16 protein-coding genes are annotated in these 15,456 nt (G+C 63.0%); 7 read left to right on the forward strand and 9 right to left on the reverse strand.

The annotated features are described in order from the left end of the window. Positions 1–19: 19 nt before the first annotated feature. The 4 genes from MLB1_RS10010 to MLB1_RS10025 form a co-directional block, all read right to left on the reverse strand. Positions 20–490 (reverse strand): hypothetical protein, encoded by a 471-nt coding sequence (locus tag MLB1_RS10010; RefSeq protein ID WP_180749474.1) that lies wholly within the window; start codon positions 488–490, stop codon positions 20–22. After that, positions 487–1,563: a class I SAM-dependent methyltransferase gene (locus tag MLB1_RS10015; RefSeq protein WP_180749475.1), complete on the reverse strand. Its 1,077-nt coding sequence runs from the start codon at positions 1,561–1,563 to the stop codon at positions 487–489. Before MLB1_RS10015 ends, MLB1_RS10010 begins: the two co-directional genes overlap by 4 nt. A 50-nt stretch (positions 1,564–1,613) precedes the next feature. Then, on the reverse strand, positions 1,614–2,783 hold the full coding sequence (locus MLB1_RS10020; RefSeq protein ID WP_180749476.1) for an FAD/NAD(P)-binding oxidoreductase: 1,170 nt from the start codon (positions 2,781–2,783) through the stop codon (positions 1,614–1,616). A 182-nt stretch (positions 2,784–2,965) separates the two neighbouring features. Further along, positions 2,966–3,586: a hypothetical protein gene (locus tag MLB1_RS10025; protein ID WP_180749477.1), complete on the reverse strand. Its 621-nt coding sequence runs from the start codon at positions 3,584–3,586 to the stop codon at positions 2,966–2,968. Positions 3,587–3,876: 290 nt separating this feature from the next. Between MLB1_RS10025 and MLB1_RS10030 the strand changes: the two genes are divergently transcribed. The 3 genes from MLB1_RS10030 to MLB1_RS10040 are packed head-to-tail and all read left to right on the forward strand — an operon-like array spanning position 3,877 to position 7,471. Continuing rightward, positions 3,877–4,320 carry an MmpS family transport accessory protein gene (locus MLB1_RS10030; RefSeq protein ID WP_180749478.1) on the forward strand — a complete coding sequence of 148 codons (444 nt, stop codon included), beginning with the start codon at positions 3,877–3,879 and terminating at the stop codon, positions 4,318–4,320. Beyond that, the gene (locus tag MLB1_RS10035; RefSeq protein WP_255485634.1) at positions 4,317–7,205 is read left to right on the forward strand and encodes an RND family transporter; all 2,889 of its coding nucleotides are present in this window, start codon (positions 4,317–4,319) and stop codon (positions 7,203–7,205) included. Before MLB1_RS10030 ends, MLB1_RS10035 begins: the two co-directional genes overlap by 4 nt. Continuing rightward, positions 7,202–7,471, forward strand: coding sequence for a metal-sensitive transcriptional regulator (locus tag MLB1_RS10040; RefSeq protein WP_078328654.1), 270 nt, complete (start codon positions 7,202–7,204; stop codon positions 7,469–7,471). The genes MLB1_RS10035 and MLB1_RS10040 overlap by 4 nt, the downstream gene beginning before the upstream one ends. A gap of 28 nt (positions 7,472–7,499) precedes the next feature. Here MLB1_RS10040 and MLB1_RS10045 read toward each other — a convergent pair whose 3' ends face one another. Together MLB1_RS10045 and MLB1_RS10050 are read right to left on the reverse strand one after the other, a co-directional pair. Further along, on the reverse strand, positions 7,500–7,928 hold the full coding sequence (locus MLB1_RS10045; RefSeq protein ID WP_180749479.1) for a pyridoxamine 5'-phosphate oxidase family protein: 429 nt from the start codon (positions 7,926–7,928) through the stop codon (positions 7,500–7,502). A gap of 49 nt (positions 7,929–7,977) precedes the next feature. After that, complete coding sequence (locus MLB1_RS10050) at positions 7,978–8,580, reverse strand: TetR/AcrR family transcriptional regulator (RefSeq protein WP_180749809.1); 603 nt, start codon at positions 8,578–8,580, stop codon at positions 7,978–7,980. Positions 8,581–8,671: 91 nt separating this feature from the next. Here MLB1_RS10050 and MLB1_RS10055 point away from each other — a divergent pair, with 91 nt between their 5' ends. The 3 genes from MLB1_RS10055 (at position 8,672) to MLB1_RS10065 (ending at position 11,876) form a co-directional block, all read left to right on the forward strand. After that, positions 8,672–9,439, forward strand: coding sequence for an SDR family NAD(P)-dependent oxidoreductase (locus MLB1_RS10055; protein ID WP_180749480.1), 768 nt, complete (start codon positions 8,672–8,674; stop codon positions 9,437–9,439). 57 nt (positions 9,440–9,496) lie between these two features. After that, the gene (locus tag MLB1_RS10060) at positions 9,497–10,432 is read left to right on the forward strand and encodes a patatin-like phospholipase family protein (protein WP_180749481.1); all 936 of its coding nucleotides are present in this window, start codon (positions 9,497–9,499) and stop codon (positions 10,430–10,432) included. Between the two features lie 106 nt (positions 10,433–10,538). Next, positions 10,539–11,876 (forward strand): HNH endonuclease signature motif containing protein, encoded by a 1,338-nt coding sequence (locus tag MLB1_RS10065; RefSeq protein ID WP_180749482.1) that lies wholly within the window; start codon positions 10,539–10,541, stop codon positions 11,874–11,876. Positions 11,877–11,884: 8 nt separating this feature from the next. Here MLB1_RS10065 and MLB1_RS10070 read toward each other — a convergent pair whose 3' ends face one another. Continuing rightward, positions 11,885–12,520 carry an HD domain-containing protein gene (locus MLB1_RS10070; protein WP_180749483.1) on the reverse strand — a complete coding sequence of 212 codons (636 nt, stop codon included), beginning with the start codon at positions 12,518–12,520 and terminating at the stop codon, positions 11,885–11,887. Positions 12,521–12,655: 135 nt separating this feature from the next. On the opposite strand from MLB1_RS10070, the gene MLB1_RS10075 reads away from it, so the two are divergent. Then, positions 12,656–13,615, forward strand: coding sequence for a DJ-1/PfpI family protein (locus tag MLB1_RS10075; RefSeq protein WP_180749484.1), 960 nt, complete (start codon positions 12,656–12,658; stop codon positions 13,613–13,615). On the opposite strand, the gene MLB1_RS10080 is transcribed toward MLB1_RS10075, so the two are convergent. Together MLB1_RS10080 and MLB1_RS10085 are read right to left on the reverse strand one after the other, a co-directional pair. Beyond that, positions 13,612–14,235 carry an MBL fold metallo-hydrolase gene (locus MLB1_RS10080; protein ID WP_180749485.1) on the reverse strand — a complete coding sequence of 208 codons (624 nt, stop codon included), beginning with the start codon at positions 14,233–14,235 and terminating at the stop codon, positions 13,612–13,614. The two genes, MLB1_RS10075 and MLB1_RS10080, sit on opposite strands and share 4 nt — an antisense overlap. Before the next feature lie 21 nt (positions 14,236–14,256). Continuing rightward, a complete protein-coding gene (locus MLB1_RS10085; RefSeq protein WP_358148810.1) occupies positions 14,257–15,312 on the reverse strand; it encodes an NAD-dependent epimerase/dehydratase family protein in 1,056 nt (351 codons plus the stop codon). Positions 15,313–15,456 lie beyond the last annotated feature (144 nt).

Consider the following 15,456-nt stretch of genomic DNA (forward strand, 5'->3'; position numbering starts at 1 on the left):
GCAGCGCCAGTGCCTGGGCTCAGCGCCGGATCACGTTGAGGCGGTACAGCAGTGAGCTGCCGTCCGGCGCTCCGAGAGGATTCACATTTCCGGGTGGGCGCCGTGTGCCGTCGATAACGCCTAGGCCGGGCGGGTCGGCGAACGCGATAGCGGCCGTCGGCGCTGCCATCAGCGGCCGGGCACCGTGTCCAGCACCGTCAGATACAACGACATCTGCGTTCGCGCACGTGCCACCCGCCTGCCCGGCACTCGCCTTACCCTCGCCGACGGTGTCTGTACCGGGTGCGGCCAGCGGACCGCTGCGCACCTGACTGCTCTGCGGAGATGCCGTCTTAGTCAGTGCCGCAATGCCTTTGGGGCAATGGACGAGAGACAACGAGATTAGGACACCAACAAGCACGAGAACGACACCGGCCAGGACTCGGCGGGAGTCTTTGCGAATTCTGCGCCGACGGAACGCTACCGAACCCGCAGCCGCTGTCGCGATCATTTTCTGGCGATGTAGTAATAGTTGGACGAGTCCGACTCGATCTCACGGACCGTTACGTCGGCGAATCCTGCATCGGCCAGCATCGACTCGGCCAGCTGCCTACCCCACATGGTCCCCAGCCCCGCACCTTCCAGAGCGAGCGACACCGGCATGCAATGGGTTAGGGACACGGTGTAGCGGTAGGTGCTCATGGCGACGCCGACGTTGTCTTCCAGTCGGCTGGAAGCCTTGATATCGGCCATCAGCAGGGTCCCGCCCGGGCGCAGTGCGCGGTGAACGTTCGCGAGCACGTCGGCCGGGCGAGCCTGGTCATGGATCGTGTCGAAGGCCGTGATGAGGTCATAGGATGCGGACGCATCCAAGGTGGCCGCGTCGGCACTCGTGAACGTCGCATTCGCCAGTCCACGTCGGGCGGCCTCGGCAGCCCCGGTAGCGATCGCCTCGTCCGAAAAATCGATACCCGTGAACCGGCTGGCGGGAAATGCCTGCGCCATCAGATTGAGGGCATATCCACTGCCGCAACCGAAATCGGCGACATCCATCCCGTTCCTCAGGCGTCCGGGCAGCCCGTCAACCAAGGGCAGCACAGTCTGGATCAGGGCGCTATCGAAAACCTCGCGGCTGCGTTCGGCCATCACCTCGTGAAATCGCGGATAGTCGCTGTACTGCAGGCCGCCTCCCGTGCGGAAGCAGCCGAGGATCTTCTGTTCGACCTCGCTCAGTAGCGGCACGTACTGGGCCAAGCGAGCCAGATTGCCCAAGCCGGCCTCACGGGTCAGCGCTGCGGCGCGATGGCTCGGCAGCGTGTACGTCGAGGTAATCGGGTCATAGTCCGCGACCCGCGCGACGGTCATCCCGGCCAGCCATTCGCGAACGTATCGTTCGTCGAGACCGGCGGCATCTGCAATCTGGCTGCTCGTCGAGCACGGCGACGCGGCCATGGCATCCAGCAAGCCGGTCTGGTGGCCGATACTCATCAACAACACCAACCCGGCGTTATCTATGGCCGATGTGAGGCGCTCAGAGAATTCCTCAGTGGTCTCCGGTGTGGCGTTCTTACTGGGCGCGGTCACGCCTTCCCACCTTACGCGAGCATAAATCCGGGTTGGACTCGCACGAGATATCAAGCACTGGAACGCGACTCCCACATGCCACGCCATTCGGCTTCCTCAACCCGCTTATCGTGATGCTGGCCAGTGGAAGGTTCGGTGAGCGTGATTGCCGGGTGCGGCAAGGCGAAGAAGTCGCCCTTGCCCTGAGCCGCGCGGTGCCGGCCCGTATCGATGTAGCAGTACCCAATTCCAGAGAGCGCTGCAGCCCGGTCCGACCTACCGAGATAGTGCAGTACGTTTTCGGCAGCGGCCTTTGCGCCGTTCTTGGCGAAGATCGCGGCCTTCGGCAGGGGCCTTCCGGAGGGCGATGTCACCGATGCGGTGTCACCGATTGCCCATATCCCCTCGTATGGGGTTTGCATGGTCGCGGCATCGACGACGATCCACCCCGGCCCGTCGATGGTGACCGACGGCACGTGCGGCGGCACGAACACCAGCAGATCGAAGCTCACTGAGGTCCCGTCACTGAACACGACAGCCTTCCCGTCCGGATCAACGCGTTCGGCGGTGCGTTCACCGTAGAAGGCGATGTCATTGTCCCTCAGTAACTGCACCAGCTGCGGACCCGCATGGGGCCCCGCCGAGGGCATGGGGTGTTTCTCGGGGGTGTAGACGCTGATCTCGACACCCGATCGTATGTCCTTGTCGTTCAAGAAGTCCGAGGCAAGCAGGGCTCCCTCATAGGGAGCCACCGGACAGCGGTAGGGCTGTGATGTCACCAGGAATACAAGCTTGTTTCCCGAGAAGTTCTCCAGTGCGAGACGGGCAGTATCAGCAGCGGCAACGCTGTAGTAGTGCACCGCGTCACCCCGGGCAGCTACTTCGCTCAACCCGGGAACCTGGTCCAGGGCATTGCGGGCGCCCGTGGCGATTACCAGGGCGTCAAAGTGCAGCGTCGACGAGTCCAACAGCGTTACGGTCCTCGCGTTGGGATCGATGCCGGTGACAGAGCCCGTGACGGTGTTTATCCCCGCCAATGCCTCAGCGCTGGGCCGAATCGGCACACTCGCCGCGTCGCGCCAACCCCGCATGACCCAGGGCAGGGTGAATCCCAGGAAGTGTGAGAAGTCCTCGTCCACAACCGTGATGTCGAGATCATCGAGCGGTACGCCGGACTGGCGTATTTCGTTGATCACGCTCAGGCCGCCGATTCCGGCACCCAGGATGACAATCTTCTTCATATTCTGCGCGACCTCTTCCTGAACAGGCCCCTGTAGACAGGAGCAGATGGTGGTGTGCCGTGTCCGCCACACCATTGGTCCTCGGGGACTTTGTTTTTCACGGATTGGACGTGGTGGCCACAGCCAGACCACGTGGTCTTTGAACAGACGGGGCACTTCATTGCATGGCACATGACCGGCCCCTAGTGCGCCGGGCGCGGACGCTGCAGCTGCGTGAACTCCGGCACCCACGCAAGCACGGTAATCGCGTCAAAGAGCGCTCGCGCGTTGCTGTGCTCCGGCAACGCCGTCAAGACGGGGCCGAAGAACGTGCGGCCCTTCACCTGCAACAGCGGGCTGCCGCCAACATCTCCCAACGCCCGCTGCCCGGCCTCGTGAGAGGAACGGACCGGGGAGTCGAGGGAGGTGTCCGATAACGATTCGCGTGATGTCCGCAGGGGCGCGACTGCTGCCAGCACCCGGTCGACCAGATTGGTGCCGACGGGCACCAACTCATCGAAATACAGCTCGCCGAAGGTGAAATACGCGGTGTGCAGGCCCCGCTGGCCCAGCTCGCGATGGACGCCGGCCATCAGCCGACCCACCTGCCGCGAGTCATCCATGCGTGCCTGCTGTGCGGGCGGCAGCTCCCTGCCCTCATTCAACATAGCCAGATTCATCAGCTGCCAATCGACCGACAGGCCGGACTGACCCGCGACCGTATCCAGCCACCGCGCGGTATTCCAAGAGAATGGGCACACCGGGTCGAGCCATATCCTTACGTCGAACGTATCGCCTTGCGCAGCAACGTTATCTGTGGACATGGGGCATCTCCAATCACTTTCGAACGGGGCCGGCATCAAGAACCGCGATCACAACGGTGTCGGCCCCAGGTCCATTGCGATTCCCTTTATACCATACCCCCTACGGTATATAAGGAGTCGGATTCAGGAAGGAGGGACGCTGAAATATACCGTAGGGGGTATGGTATTTATTGAATGGGGCTCGGCCCCGCGATTGGCTCACCCGGGCAGCCCGCGGTCACACGGCGCAGGTCAAGAGGGCGGATGTCGTTGTCCACAAACGTTTTGATCTACAGCAGGAAGGTGGCCGTATGCGCACGTCGATAGTTACCGCGCTGAAGCGGGCATGGGTCCCGATAGTTGTTGCGTGCGCGGTTGGTCTCGGCGTGATCGCCGTGAATCACCTGCGCGGCACATTCGGCTCCGAACCGATATTTTCGACCACTGGCAGCAGCGCAGAACCACTCGCGTCATCCACGATCAAGCAGGTGCGATACGAGATCTACGGTCCCAGCGGCACCACGGGTGCGGTGAGCTACCTGGACAAAAACGCTCAGCCGCAACTGGCTGATTTCACTAGCTTGCCCTGGACGTACACGATCGAAACTACCGTACCGGCAGTGATCGCCAGCGTTGTGGCGCAAGGCAATAGCGCCGCCATAGGGTGTCGGATCACCGTGAACGGACAAATCAAAGATGAGCAGTCCACGGAGGGGCACCGCGCCCAGACCTCCTGTCTGGTGAAAGCCGCATGAACCCTTCCGCTCAAGAACGTCCGGCCTTCATGCGACTTATCCGCAGATTCGCAGTCCCCATTGTGCTGGGCTGGCTGATACTGACCGTGGCAGTGAATCTGCTTGTGCCACCGATCGAGTCAGTAGCAAGAGAGCATGCGGTCACTATGTCGCCGCACGATGCGCCGGCGATGATCGCGGCTAAACACATCGGCCAGAAGTATCACGAATCCGACTCCGACAGCATCGCGATGATCGTGCTGGAAAGCGACAACCCGCTCGGCGAACAGGCCCACCGCTACTACGACAACTTGGTGCGCGCGCTGCGGGCAGACACCAGCCACGTGCAGCACGTCCAAAACGTATGGGGTGACCCACTGACGGCTTCCGGTGTCCAGAGCCGCGACGGTAAAGCCGCTTACGTGCAGCTCAATCTGGCCGGTGACCAGGGCAGCACGCTAGGCAACAAGTCAGTGGCAGCGGTCCGCGAAATCGTGGACAACTCCTCCCCGCCGCCGGGCCTCGAGGTCTACGTCACCGGCCCTGCAGCGCTAACCACGGATATGAACGATGCCGCTGATAAGAGCATGCTCATCATGATGGGCGTGACCGGCGCCGTCATCATGATCATGCTCCTCATCACCTACCGTTCCGTCAGCACTATGTTGCTGGTTTTGGTCATGGTCGGCTTTGAGATGGGCACCGCCAGAGGTGTTGTCGCGATTCTCGGGAACTACGACCTACTGGGATTCTCGACATTCGTGGTGGCCATGTTGTCGTCGTTAGCGATCGCAGCCGGCACCGACTACGCCATCTTTCTCATCGGTCGCTACCAGGAGGCGCGCCAAGCCGGCCAAGATCGGGAAGCGGCGTACTACACGATGTTCCGGGGCACCTTCCACATCATCCTGGGCTCAGGTCTGACAATCGCCGGGGCCACGTTGTGTTTGCATCTTGCGCGGCTGTCCTACTTCAAGGCACTGGGCGTCCCGTCCGCACTGGGGCTGCTCGTCGTTGTCGCCGGCGCATTAACCGCTGCGCCCGCCGTCGTCGCGCTCGCAAGCCGGTTCAGGCTGCTCGACCCCAGACGGACTGTGAAGGTCCGCCGGTGGCGGCGTATCGGCACCGCCACGGTGCGCTGGCCCGGCGCAGTGTTCGCGGCCTCGTTGGCAATCGCGCTCATCGGTATCGCCATCATGCCAACCATGAAGGTCAGCTACAACGATCGCTTCTACATACCCGACGACTTACCGTCCAACGTTGGGTATGCGGCCGCGGAGCGCCATTTCAGCGCCGCCACAATGAATCCCGATATACTGATGATCGAGAGCGACCACGACATGCGCAACACCGGGGACATGATCATCCTCGACAAGATCGCCAAGGACGTGTTCCGTTCGCCGGGAATCGCGATGGTGCAAAGCATCACCCGCCCCTTGGGCGGTCCGATCGAGCATACGTCGATACCGTTTCAGATCAGCGCCCAGTCGATTCCCATCCAACAAAACCTTCAATTCATGAAGGACCGCACAGCTGACATTCTCACCATGAGCGAAGATCTCGGCGCCACGATCGGCTCCATGGAGCGCATGCAGGCCCTGCTTGGCCAGATAGGCAACGCGACCCACCGCATGACCGGCGATATGACAGAGGCGAAGGCAACGCTGGACGAAATTCGGGACCATCTGGCCGACTTCGACGACGTGATGCGGCCGCTGCGCAACTATTCCTACTGGGAACAGCACTGTTTCGATATCCCAGCATGTTCGGCCACAAGGTCGGTGTTCGATGCTCTCGACGGCGTCGATAAGTTCAGCGATCAGATGCGCGCACTGACCGCGGACGTCGGAAACGTCGACGCGGTCATTCCTCAAATGAGCGCGCAGTTCCCACCGATCATCGCCGTGGCCAAGTCCATGCGTGGGTCCCTGCTCACGATGCACAGCAGCTTCTCGAACCTGGTGACGCAGATGGCTCAGATGACCGACACCGCCGGCGCGATGGGGCAAGCCTTCGACGCCTCCCGAAGCGGCGACTACTTCTATCTACCGCCAGAAGCATTCCAGAATGCCGACTTTCAGCGCGGCCTGAAGCTATTCCTATCCCCCGACGGCAAAGCCGCGCGCTTCATCATCACCCACGACAAGGACCCGGCCACCCCAGCCGGAATCTCCTCGGTCACGCCGGAATTGGAGGCCGCCCATCAAGCCGTCAAGGGAACGACCCTGACCGACGCCAAGTTCTACCTCACCGGTACCGCCGCGATCTACCGCGACATCCAATCCGGTTCTCGCTACGACCTTCTGATCGTCGGAATCGCGGCCCTGACACTGATTTTCGCCGTGATGATGATCATCACCCGGGCACTGGTCGCCTCGCTGGTGATCGTCGGCACCGTGCTGCTGTCTCTCGGCGCCGCATTCGGTCTCTCGGTGCTGGTGTGGCAACACATTTTCGGTCTCGAACTCAACTGGATCGCACCCGTCTTCGGACTGATCATCCTGCTAGCCGTGGGCTCGGACTACAACCTGCTGCTCGTATCGCGATTCCAGGAAGAGATCGGTGCGGGACTCAAGACCGGCATCATCCGCTCAATGGGAGAAACCGGCGGAGTCGTCACGTCCGCAGGACTGGTATTCGCATTCACCATGATGTCCATGGCTGCAAGCGATTTGAGCTCGATCGGCCAAGCCGGAAGCACCATCGGCTTGGGCCTACTGTTCGACACACTCATCGTGCGCTCACTGATGACCCCGTCCATTGCCGGGCTGCTCGGCCCATGGTTCTGGTGGCCGCTGAAAGTCCGCAAGCGCCCGGGACGGCGGCCGGGCACAGCAGACGGCATGCCATATACCCAGGAGGGTATAGTGCTAGTAGCTAGGCGCCCTCGAAAGGTAGATACATGATCGACGATCAAGACAGCATCACTGCCATCCTCAGCAGACTGCGCCGGGCCCAGGGCCAGCTGGGCGGCGTGATCAACATGATCGAAAACGGGCGCGACTGCAAAGACGTCGTGACTCAGCTGGCTGCCGTATCACGAGCGCTCGACCGCGCCGGATTCAAAATCGTCGCCACCGGCCTGCGGGAATGCATTACCGCCGATCGCAACGGAGACACCGCACCCATGACCGAGGCTGAACTCGAGAAACTGTTCCTCGCCCTGGCATAACACGGTGACTCTGGCCGTCAGGCCCTACCTAGAAGTCGCCCGCGAAGTCCGCGGTGAACCAACGGTCTGGGCGAATCGTGAACAGGACCGTGTCGGCATCGTCATAGGCGCTCGCGAACTCTCGCCCGGCCTCTTCGCCGAAATAGCGGATGGCGATGGCCTCGCGAGCGTCTGAAGGAGCCGGCCGCGCTGTGTCAACGACGGTGCCTTCGACGACTACGTACTGGTACGGCAGCTCTTCACGCTGCACCGTCAAAGTCACCGCCCCGGCCTCCTCGATAAGACGCGCCTTGCGGTTCCCTGCGCTGGTGTTGACTCGGATGTTTCCACCGGGCGCGTAGTCGTACCAGATCGGCACGCTGGCCGGCGGACGATCACCGGCGGCAACTGACAGCACAGCGATGTGCTTGTCCGCGAGAAATTCCTGGCGTTCGGCTTCGGTGAACTGACGTGGCATACCGCGTCAAACCCGCGGATCTGCCGGGCTTATTCCCGAACCGCACATCTCAGGCTCTGATCCCACCGAACAGGTTGTTCAACGCGGCGTCCACAAAATCCTCTGTCAGCGGCTGGTCGGGTATCAGTAGCCGGTGGTAGCACGCGCCCCACAGTTGGTCCACGACGACCTCCGGGTCCACGTTCGCACCAAGCTGGCCGCGGTCCTGTGCCCGACGTATCGCCGTCACCGCGAGAGCTCGACGGGGACCTGAATACCGTTGCAGAAAGGCCGCTTTGAGTTCCGGATCCACTTGGGCCTGACCAATGAGTTCGCCGATGATTCCGCCCCCAACAGTGTTCCGAATGATGCCAAGGAAAGCGCGCAGTTGGGTCCGGAGGTCACGCTCGATCTCCCCGGTGTCGGGGAACTCCAACTCCGGTTCGACCTTTCGGAAGTAACCGTCGAGCGCAAGAGCCCCTTTGGATGGCCACCACTTGTAGATCGTCATCTTGCTGGCACCGGAAAGGGCAGCGACCTTGTCGATGGTGAATCCGTTCATCCCCTCGGCGAATAGCAGGTCGCCCGCGGCCTGAAGCACTTCCTCGCGCACCTCGTCGGCCGGCCGACGCCCTCGCCGCGGCTGCTTCACCTCATCCCCTGCCGCAGTCATCATCGTCTCGCACTCCTTGCCAACTATGTGTACGTACCGTACATTACGGTATATGTACGATCCGTACACATCATCAATCGAAGGGTCGCTGATGAAAATTTCGGGTAACACAGTGTTCATCCCAGGAGCCACCAGCGGGATCGGTCTGGAACTCGCCCTGGCCTTGCAGGCCAAAGGAAATACCGTGATAGTCGGCGGCCGCCGCACCGAGCTATTGGAGCAAATCAGCGCTGAGTACCCCGGCATCTCGGCCGTCCAGATCGACATCGCCGATCCGGCGAGCATTCGCACCGCTGCACAACAGGTACTCGCCGACCATCCCAACGTGAATGTCCTTATCGCGATGGCCGGGATCATGCGCGTCGAGGACTGGCATCACCCAGAGTCGTTCCTTCAGTCGGCCGAGGAAATCGTCACCACGAACGTGCTCGGTCCGATTCGCTTGATCGCCAATTTCATCGAGCACCTACAGGCACAACCCGAAGCCACCATCATCACGGTGTCGTCCGGGTTGGCTTTCGCGCCGCTGAAGGTCACACCCAGCTATAACGCGTCCAAAGCCGCGATCCACATGCTCAGTGAGTCGATCCGGCTGCAGCTCGCGGACACCCGGGTCACGGTCAAGGAACTCCAGCCACCTGCGGTTCGCACAGACCTCATGCCGGGACAGCAAGACAGTGGCTTCGCGATGCCCCTGAAGGACTTCGTCAACGAAGTGGTTAGCCTGCTGGAGACCCAGCCCGATGCCGCCGAGATTCAGGTAGAGCGGGTGAAGTTCCTACGCTACGGCGAGGCGCGCGGTGACTACGACGAAGTGGTCGCGACGCTCAACGCATTCGACCCCCACGCTCGCCAATAGCCGGGTGTCGCGCACCTCACCTGGATACCTGGCCTCGCTCTTGCAAAGATTGAGTCGATGACTGACGAGGTGGGTGCAAACACGCCCGGCACCAAGATCGCGCTGGCGCTGGGCGCCGGCGGCGCACGCGGCTATGCCCATATCGGTGTGATCCAAGAGTTGCACGAGCGCGGGTTCCAGATCTCCGGGATCTCGGGCTCGTCAATGGGTGCACTGGTGGGCGGCCTGGAAGCGGCCGGAGCACTCGACGAATTCACCTCGTGGGCAACGTCGCTGACCCAGCGTGCGGTGCTCCGGCTGTTGGACCCGACATGGACCAGCCCCGGCTTCTTCCGCGCCGAGAAGATCCTCGACGTGGTGCGCGAGCTGCTCGGCGACGTCGCGATCGAAGACCTGCCGATCCCGTTCACCGCCGTCGCGACCGACTTGATCGCCGGAAAATCGGTATGGCTACAGCGCGGGTCGTTGTCCTCCGCAATCCGTGCTTCTATCGCGATTCCCGGGATGATCTCTCCGCACGTGCTCGACGGCCGAGTGCTGGCAGACGGCGGCGTTCTGGACCTGATGGCGGTGGCACCCCTGGCCGGGGTACACGCCGAGCTGCGGGTGGCGGTAAGCCTCAGCGGAGGCGACGAATTACGCACTCCGGCGCCGCCCCTTGACCCCGAGCCTCGTGAACCGCGCGTGACGACAGAGTGGTTGAACCGACTGTTGCGGAGCACCTCGGCGCTCTTCGAAACCGATGACACCGAGGCAGCCGGCCAACCAGATCCCGCCGCCAAACTGACGAGCTTCGAAGTGATGAACCGGACCATCGAGGTCATGCAGTCGGCACTTGCCCGCATGCAGCTCGCGGCACACCCGCCGGATGTCCTTATCGAGGTGCCCCGCAGTGTCAGCCGCAGTCTCGACTTTCATCGTGCCACTGAGGTCATCGAGGTCGGGCGCCGTTGTGCCGCTACCGCTCTCGACGCATACGCGAACACCAACTAGCCCGCCACCGGCACCTGGCCCTGCGGCTTATCCACAATCCGCGATCTATCCACAACGATGGTCCTGCGCCAGGTGCGGTACAGGGAACTCCGCTACATTCAAACACGTGTTCGATTCGTTGCCTGACGCAGATCTGATCGACGTGGTCACGTCGGCACAGCGTGCCGAGGCGCAGGCGTGTGCCCGGCGACTGGACGCGATCGGTGTGCTGGTAGACCGGCACGCTGACCTCGACAAGCCCGACGAGCGTGACCGTCACCCGTTTGATCGCTGGGATCGGGTTGCCGCCGAAATTGCCGCGGCTCAGGGCATCACGCAGGCATTGGCCTCCAGCCAGATGCGTTACGCCCAGGTTCTGCGGCACCGGCTCAGAGCAGTCGCCGAACGCTTCGCCGCTGGCGATCTCGACTTTCGAACGGTCGCGTTGATCGTCAATCGCACCGAACTCGTCGACGACGATGCGGTGGTGGCTGAAGTAGATGCTGCCATCGTCCAGGCCCTGCCCCGCTGGGCACGCTGGTCACACAAACGCATCATCACGGCGCTGGATGCGCTGGTGCTTCGCTTCGATCGGGACGCTGTACGGCGCAGCAAGTCCGCCAACGAGGGCCGGCATGTCGAGATCCGCCCCCTCGGTAACGGAGAACCGGTCGCCGAAATCTGGGGCACCTTGCAGGCCACCCACGCCGTGGCACTGGACAAGCGCCTCGATCTTTTAGCCGACAGCGTGTGCCCGGCAGACCCACGTACTAAGGCCCAGCGCCGAGCCGATGCCGTAGGCGCATTGACTCGCGGCCTTGACCAGATGCGCTGCACCTGTGGACGTCCCGACTGCGCCGGCCGCGATGTCGCCGATGTCGCGGTCCTCGTCAACGTGGTCGTCAATCAATCCACCCTCGACGGCCATGATGATGTACCGGCACATGTTCCGGGCTTCGGGGTGCTAGCCGCCGAGCACGCCCGTGCCGCGGCCGTCGGTGGCCGCACTCGCACGCTCACCGATTCCCGCAGCGCCGGATACCGCCCCTCTAGCGGGCTGGCTGCCTTCGTGCGCTCCCGCGACCAGCTGTGCCGATTCCCCGGCTGCGAAGCCGCCGCCGACCGCACCGATATCGACCACACCGTGCCCTGGGCCTCCGGTGGGCTCACCACCGGCTCCAATCTGAAGGCGTTGTGCCGCAAGCACCATCTCCTGAAGACCTTCGGCAACTGGACCGAGGTCCAAGAACCCGACGGCACCGTGGTGTGGAAGGCGCCCACGGGGCACACCTATGCCACCAGCCCCGCCAGCTGGTTCCTCTTCCCCACCCTTACCCGCCAGCGCACCCGAAAACAGGAACGTGCATGTCGGCGTCAGGCAGAACGAAACCTGAACCACCAAGAACGATTACAACGCGAAGCAGCCCTGGCCACACTCGCCGCCAAAGACCCACCGCCCTTCTAGGCGCTGATCTACTCCGGCCAGCTGTTGGCTCGGATCAGCTCCACTAGATCATCCCGTATGAATGACGGGTCGAAATGCGCGAGCACATCGGCGTTCATGTTGCCGAACGTGCTGCGCGGCCGATGCCGATTGCCCTCGAAGAAGGCCTTCAGAATCCTGTTCTTAAAGTCGGGACGCGGATGAGCGGCAGTCACCGAATCTAAATCTGTGGCAGACAGCGCATTCCGCTCAATACCAACCACGTCCGTCTCGACACCTGCCGTCACCAGAGCCACCTCCGGGCTGAGGAATTCGGGAACCCCGGGCGTGGTGTGCAGCGCGATGGCCAGCCACACGTTCTGGGCGTCCTCGGCGCTCACTCCGCGTTCGGTCAAAAAGTCGCGGGCGGCATTCGCGCCGTCGACCTCGAACCGCAGGTCGGACTGTCGGTATGCGTCGGTGAGCCCGATGTCGTGGAACATTGCGCCGGCGTACAGCAGCTCCAGATCGGGTTTCACACCGCGGCGCTGCCCCTGCAGCGCGCCGAAGAGGTACACCCGGCGAGAGTGGTGGAACAGCAGATCGTCCTCGGTATCGCGGATGTACTCGGTGATCTCCCGGACCAGCGGGCTATCGGGGATCTCGATTCCGGCAATCTCAGTCATGGCGTTTCCTCTTTCCTGGGAACTCGGTCACTCCCGAGTCTGTGGCGCACCAGCAGTTTGGCGAGAGGTGCGTATCCGCCGTCCATCCCACAGATCCGGACATGTGTTCGGGCGCGCATCTGCGATCCTGAGAGCATGACCGATGAGCGGCTCGTCACCATCGTGGTGTTCGACGGCATGAAGCTGCTCGACCTGGCCGGGCCTGCCGAAGTGTTCGCGGAGGCCAACCGATTCGGCGCGCACTATCGACTGGTGGTCGCTTCGGTCGATGGCCGTGACGTGGCGACGTCCATCGGATCATCCTTCACGGTAACTGCGACAATCGACTCGATCGAGTCCGCGGACACCGTGCTGGTGGCCGGTGGGGATGTGCTGATCGGCCGACCACTCGACCCCGAGCTCGTAGCCGCCTTAGCCCGGATTCCCTTGCGCTGCCGTCGGATCGCGTCCATCTGTACGGGAGCCTTCCTGTTGGCTCAGGCCGGCGTGCTCGATCGTCGTCGTGCCACGACCCACTGGCGTCACGCGGGTCTGCTGCAACGCGCATACCCGAACGTCACCGTCGATCCCGACGCAATCTTCGTCAGGGACGCAAATGTTTTCACCTCTGCCGGGGTGTCCGCGGGTATCGACTTGGCGCTGGCATTGGTGGAGGATGACTACGGATCAGACATCGTCCGGGAGGTAGCGCGGTCGCTGGTCGTCTATCTCAAACGCGCGGGTGGCCAGTCCCAGTTCTCCGTCCTTGTGGAATCCGCACCGCCCGCCGGTTCCACGCTTCGTCCGGCAACCGACGCGATAGCCGCCGACCCCGCCGCCGATCACAGCGTCGCCAAGCTCGCCTCGCGGGCGGCGCTGAGCACCCGCCAGCTCACTCGGCTCTTTCACACTGAATTAGGTTCTACCCCAGCACGATACGTGGAGATCGTTCGAATCGATGCAGCCCGCGGCGCCCTGGACGCGGGAAGCACGGTCGCCGAAGCCGCACGGATCGCCGGGTTCGGGAGCCCCGAAACGCTGCGTCGGGTCTTCATCAACGAGCTGGGCGTCTCACCGAAGACCTATCGCGACCGATTCCGCACCGCCGCGCGCTAGTGGCCGCGCGCCACCCAATCGTCGTAGTGCACGATTTCGTCGCCGACAGTGGTCGTGTCACCATGCCCGGTGTAGACCACCGTGTCTGCGGGCAGCGGCCCGAGCCGTCCCGAAATAGACTGCAGAATCGTCGGGAAATCGGAGAACGACCTGCCGGTGGCACCCGGTCCACCCTGAAAAAGGGTATCGCCTGAGAACACCGCACGCAGGTCGGGCGCGTACCAGCACACCGAGCCCGGGGAATGTCCCGGTGTGTGCAGGACGTGCAGTTCCAGACCGCCCACCCTCAGCACCACGTCATCCTCGACACTTCGGAACTCCTTGTCCGGGTGCGTCATTCGCCACAGCATGTCATCTGCCGGGTGTAGTAGCACCGGCGCATCCAGAGCCTGGCCCAACTCGGGGGCGACGGTGATGTGGTCATTGTGACCATGAGTGCACACCACCGCGATCACGTTGCGGCCGCCTACCGCCTCGATGATCGGCTGAGCCGAATGAGCGGCGTCGAAGACCACCACGTCGTCGCCGTCGCCGACCAGCCAAATGTTGTTCTCGACTTCCCAACTGCCGCCGTCGAGCTCAAAAGTTCCGCTGGTAACGAGCCGCTCAATGTCACTCATCCATCGACCTTTCGCATCGCCTCAGTATTGCGGATCGCCCCAACACCGTTCGATCGCGCGCCAAGGATCGGCGAACCGCCCACCCATCCCGCGGTACGGCGACTGGGTTTTGAGCACGGTCCGCACGATGGGCGCTGCCAGCCGCAGCGGCCCGCGCCTCCACCCCACCGCGGCGCTGGTCTCGGCGTGCATCGCAGGCAACGCATGCCTCTGGAAGTCGAGGACCTGCTGGGAGCGTCCGGTATCCATCCAATCGGTGACGAACCAGCTGCGGTCATCGTCGGGATCGCCCGGTCGTCCTATCGGAATGCCGCCGGCAAGCCCCATGGCCGCGGCCGTTTCCGCTGCGACGGCCGACTGCGTGGTGCGATGGGAACTGTCACCGCCGATGAGGAAGACCTCATCTACGTGGCTTGTCGTGATCGCGGCACAGAAGGCACGCGCGACGTCGCGCACATCGACGGTCTGGATCCGCCCGTCCGACGGAAGTACTGCTTCGAATCGCAGCAGGTTGGGATCGATGCTCCAACGAGGAGCAGCCGTAAGCACCCCACCGAGCCGGAGCACTACCCATTCGAGACTCGAGGACTTCACGAGGTTTTCCGCCGCTACCTTGTGGGCGCCGTACAGGTCGCTCGGATTGACCGGTGTGCCCGCGGTGAGCAATCCCTGGTCGCGATATCGGTTCCGGGCGCCGTACACGGCAACGCTGGAGGCTAGGACGAACCGCGGTGGCGACGCCAGGTCCGCGGCCGCAGCGAGCAGGGAACCCGTCGCCTCGACATTGACCGCCTGCGCCAACGGCCGATTCGCGTAACAGAACGGCGGAATCAACGCGGCCAGGTGAACAATCGCGGCGGGCGTAGTGGACGCGACCAACGACGTAACCTCCGTGGCGGACGTGAGGTCCGCCCACCGAACCTGCACCTCGGGCGGAAGACCCTGTGCACTTGCGAGGTTCGCCGGGGTGCGCAGGTCCGTGGCAACCACCGCGTAACCCTGTGCCGCGAGAACCGCCACCACAGCAGACCCGACCAACCCGAACGCGCCGGTCACCACAACACGATCGCTGGTCACATCAACCTCCAAATAGACAGGTGTCTAGCCAACTAGCCGACGCCGAATCGAGCCCACAGTGAGACTGAATGCCGATTTGTCAGCAGTTTCGACGGAATTAGCCGCCCGTGGCCGCTCCAGACTGACACGCTTACCGCGTCTACT

The sequence above is a fragment of the Mycobacteroides sp. LB1 genome (genome assembly GCF_013449725.1).
Classification (GTDB): Bacteria; Actinomycetota; Actinomycetes; order Mycobacteriales; family Mycobacteriaceae; genus Mycobacterium.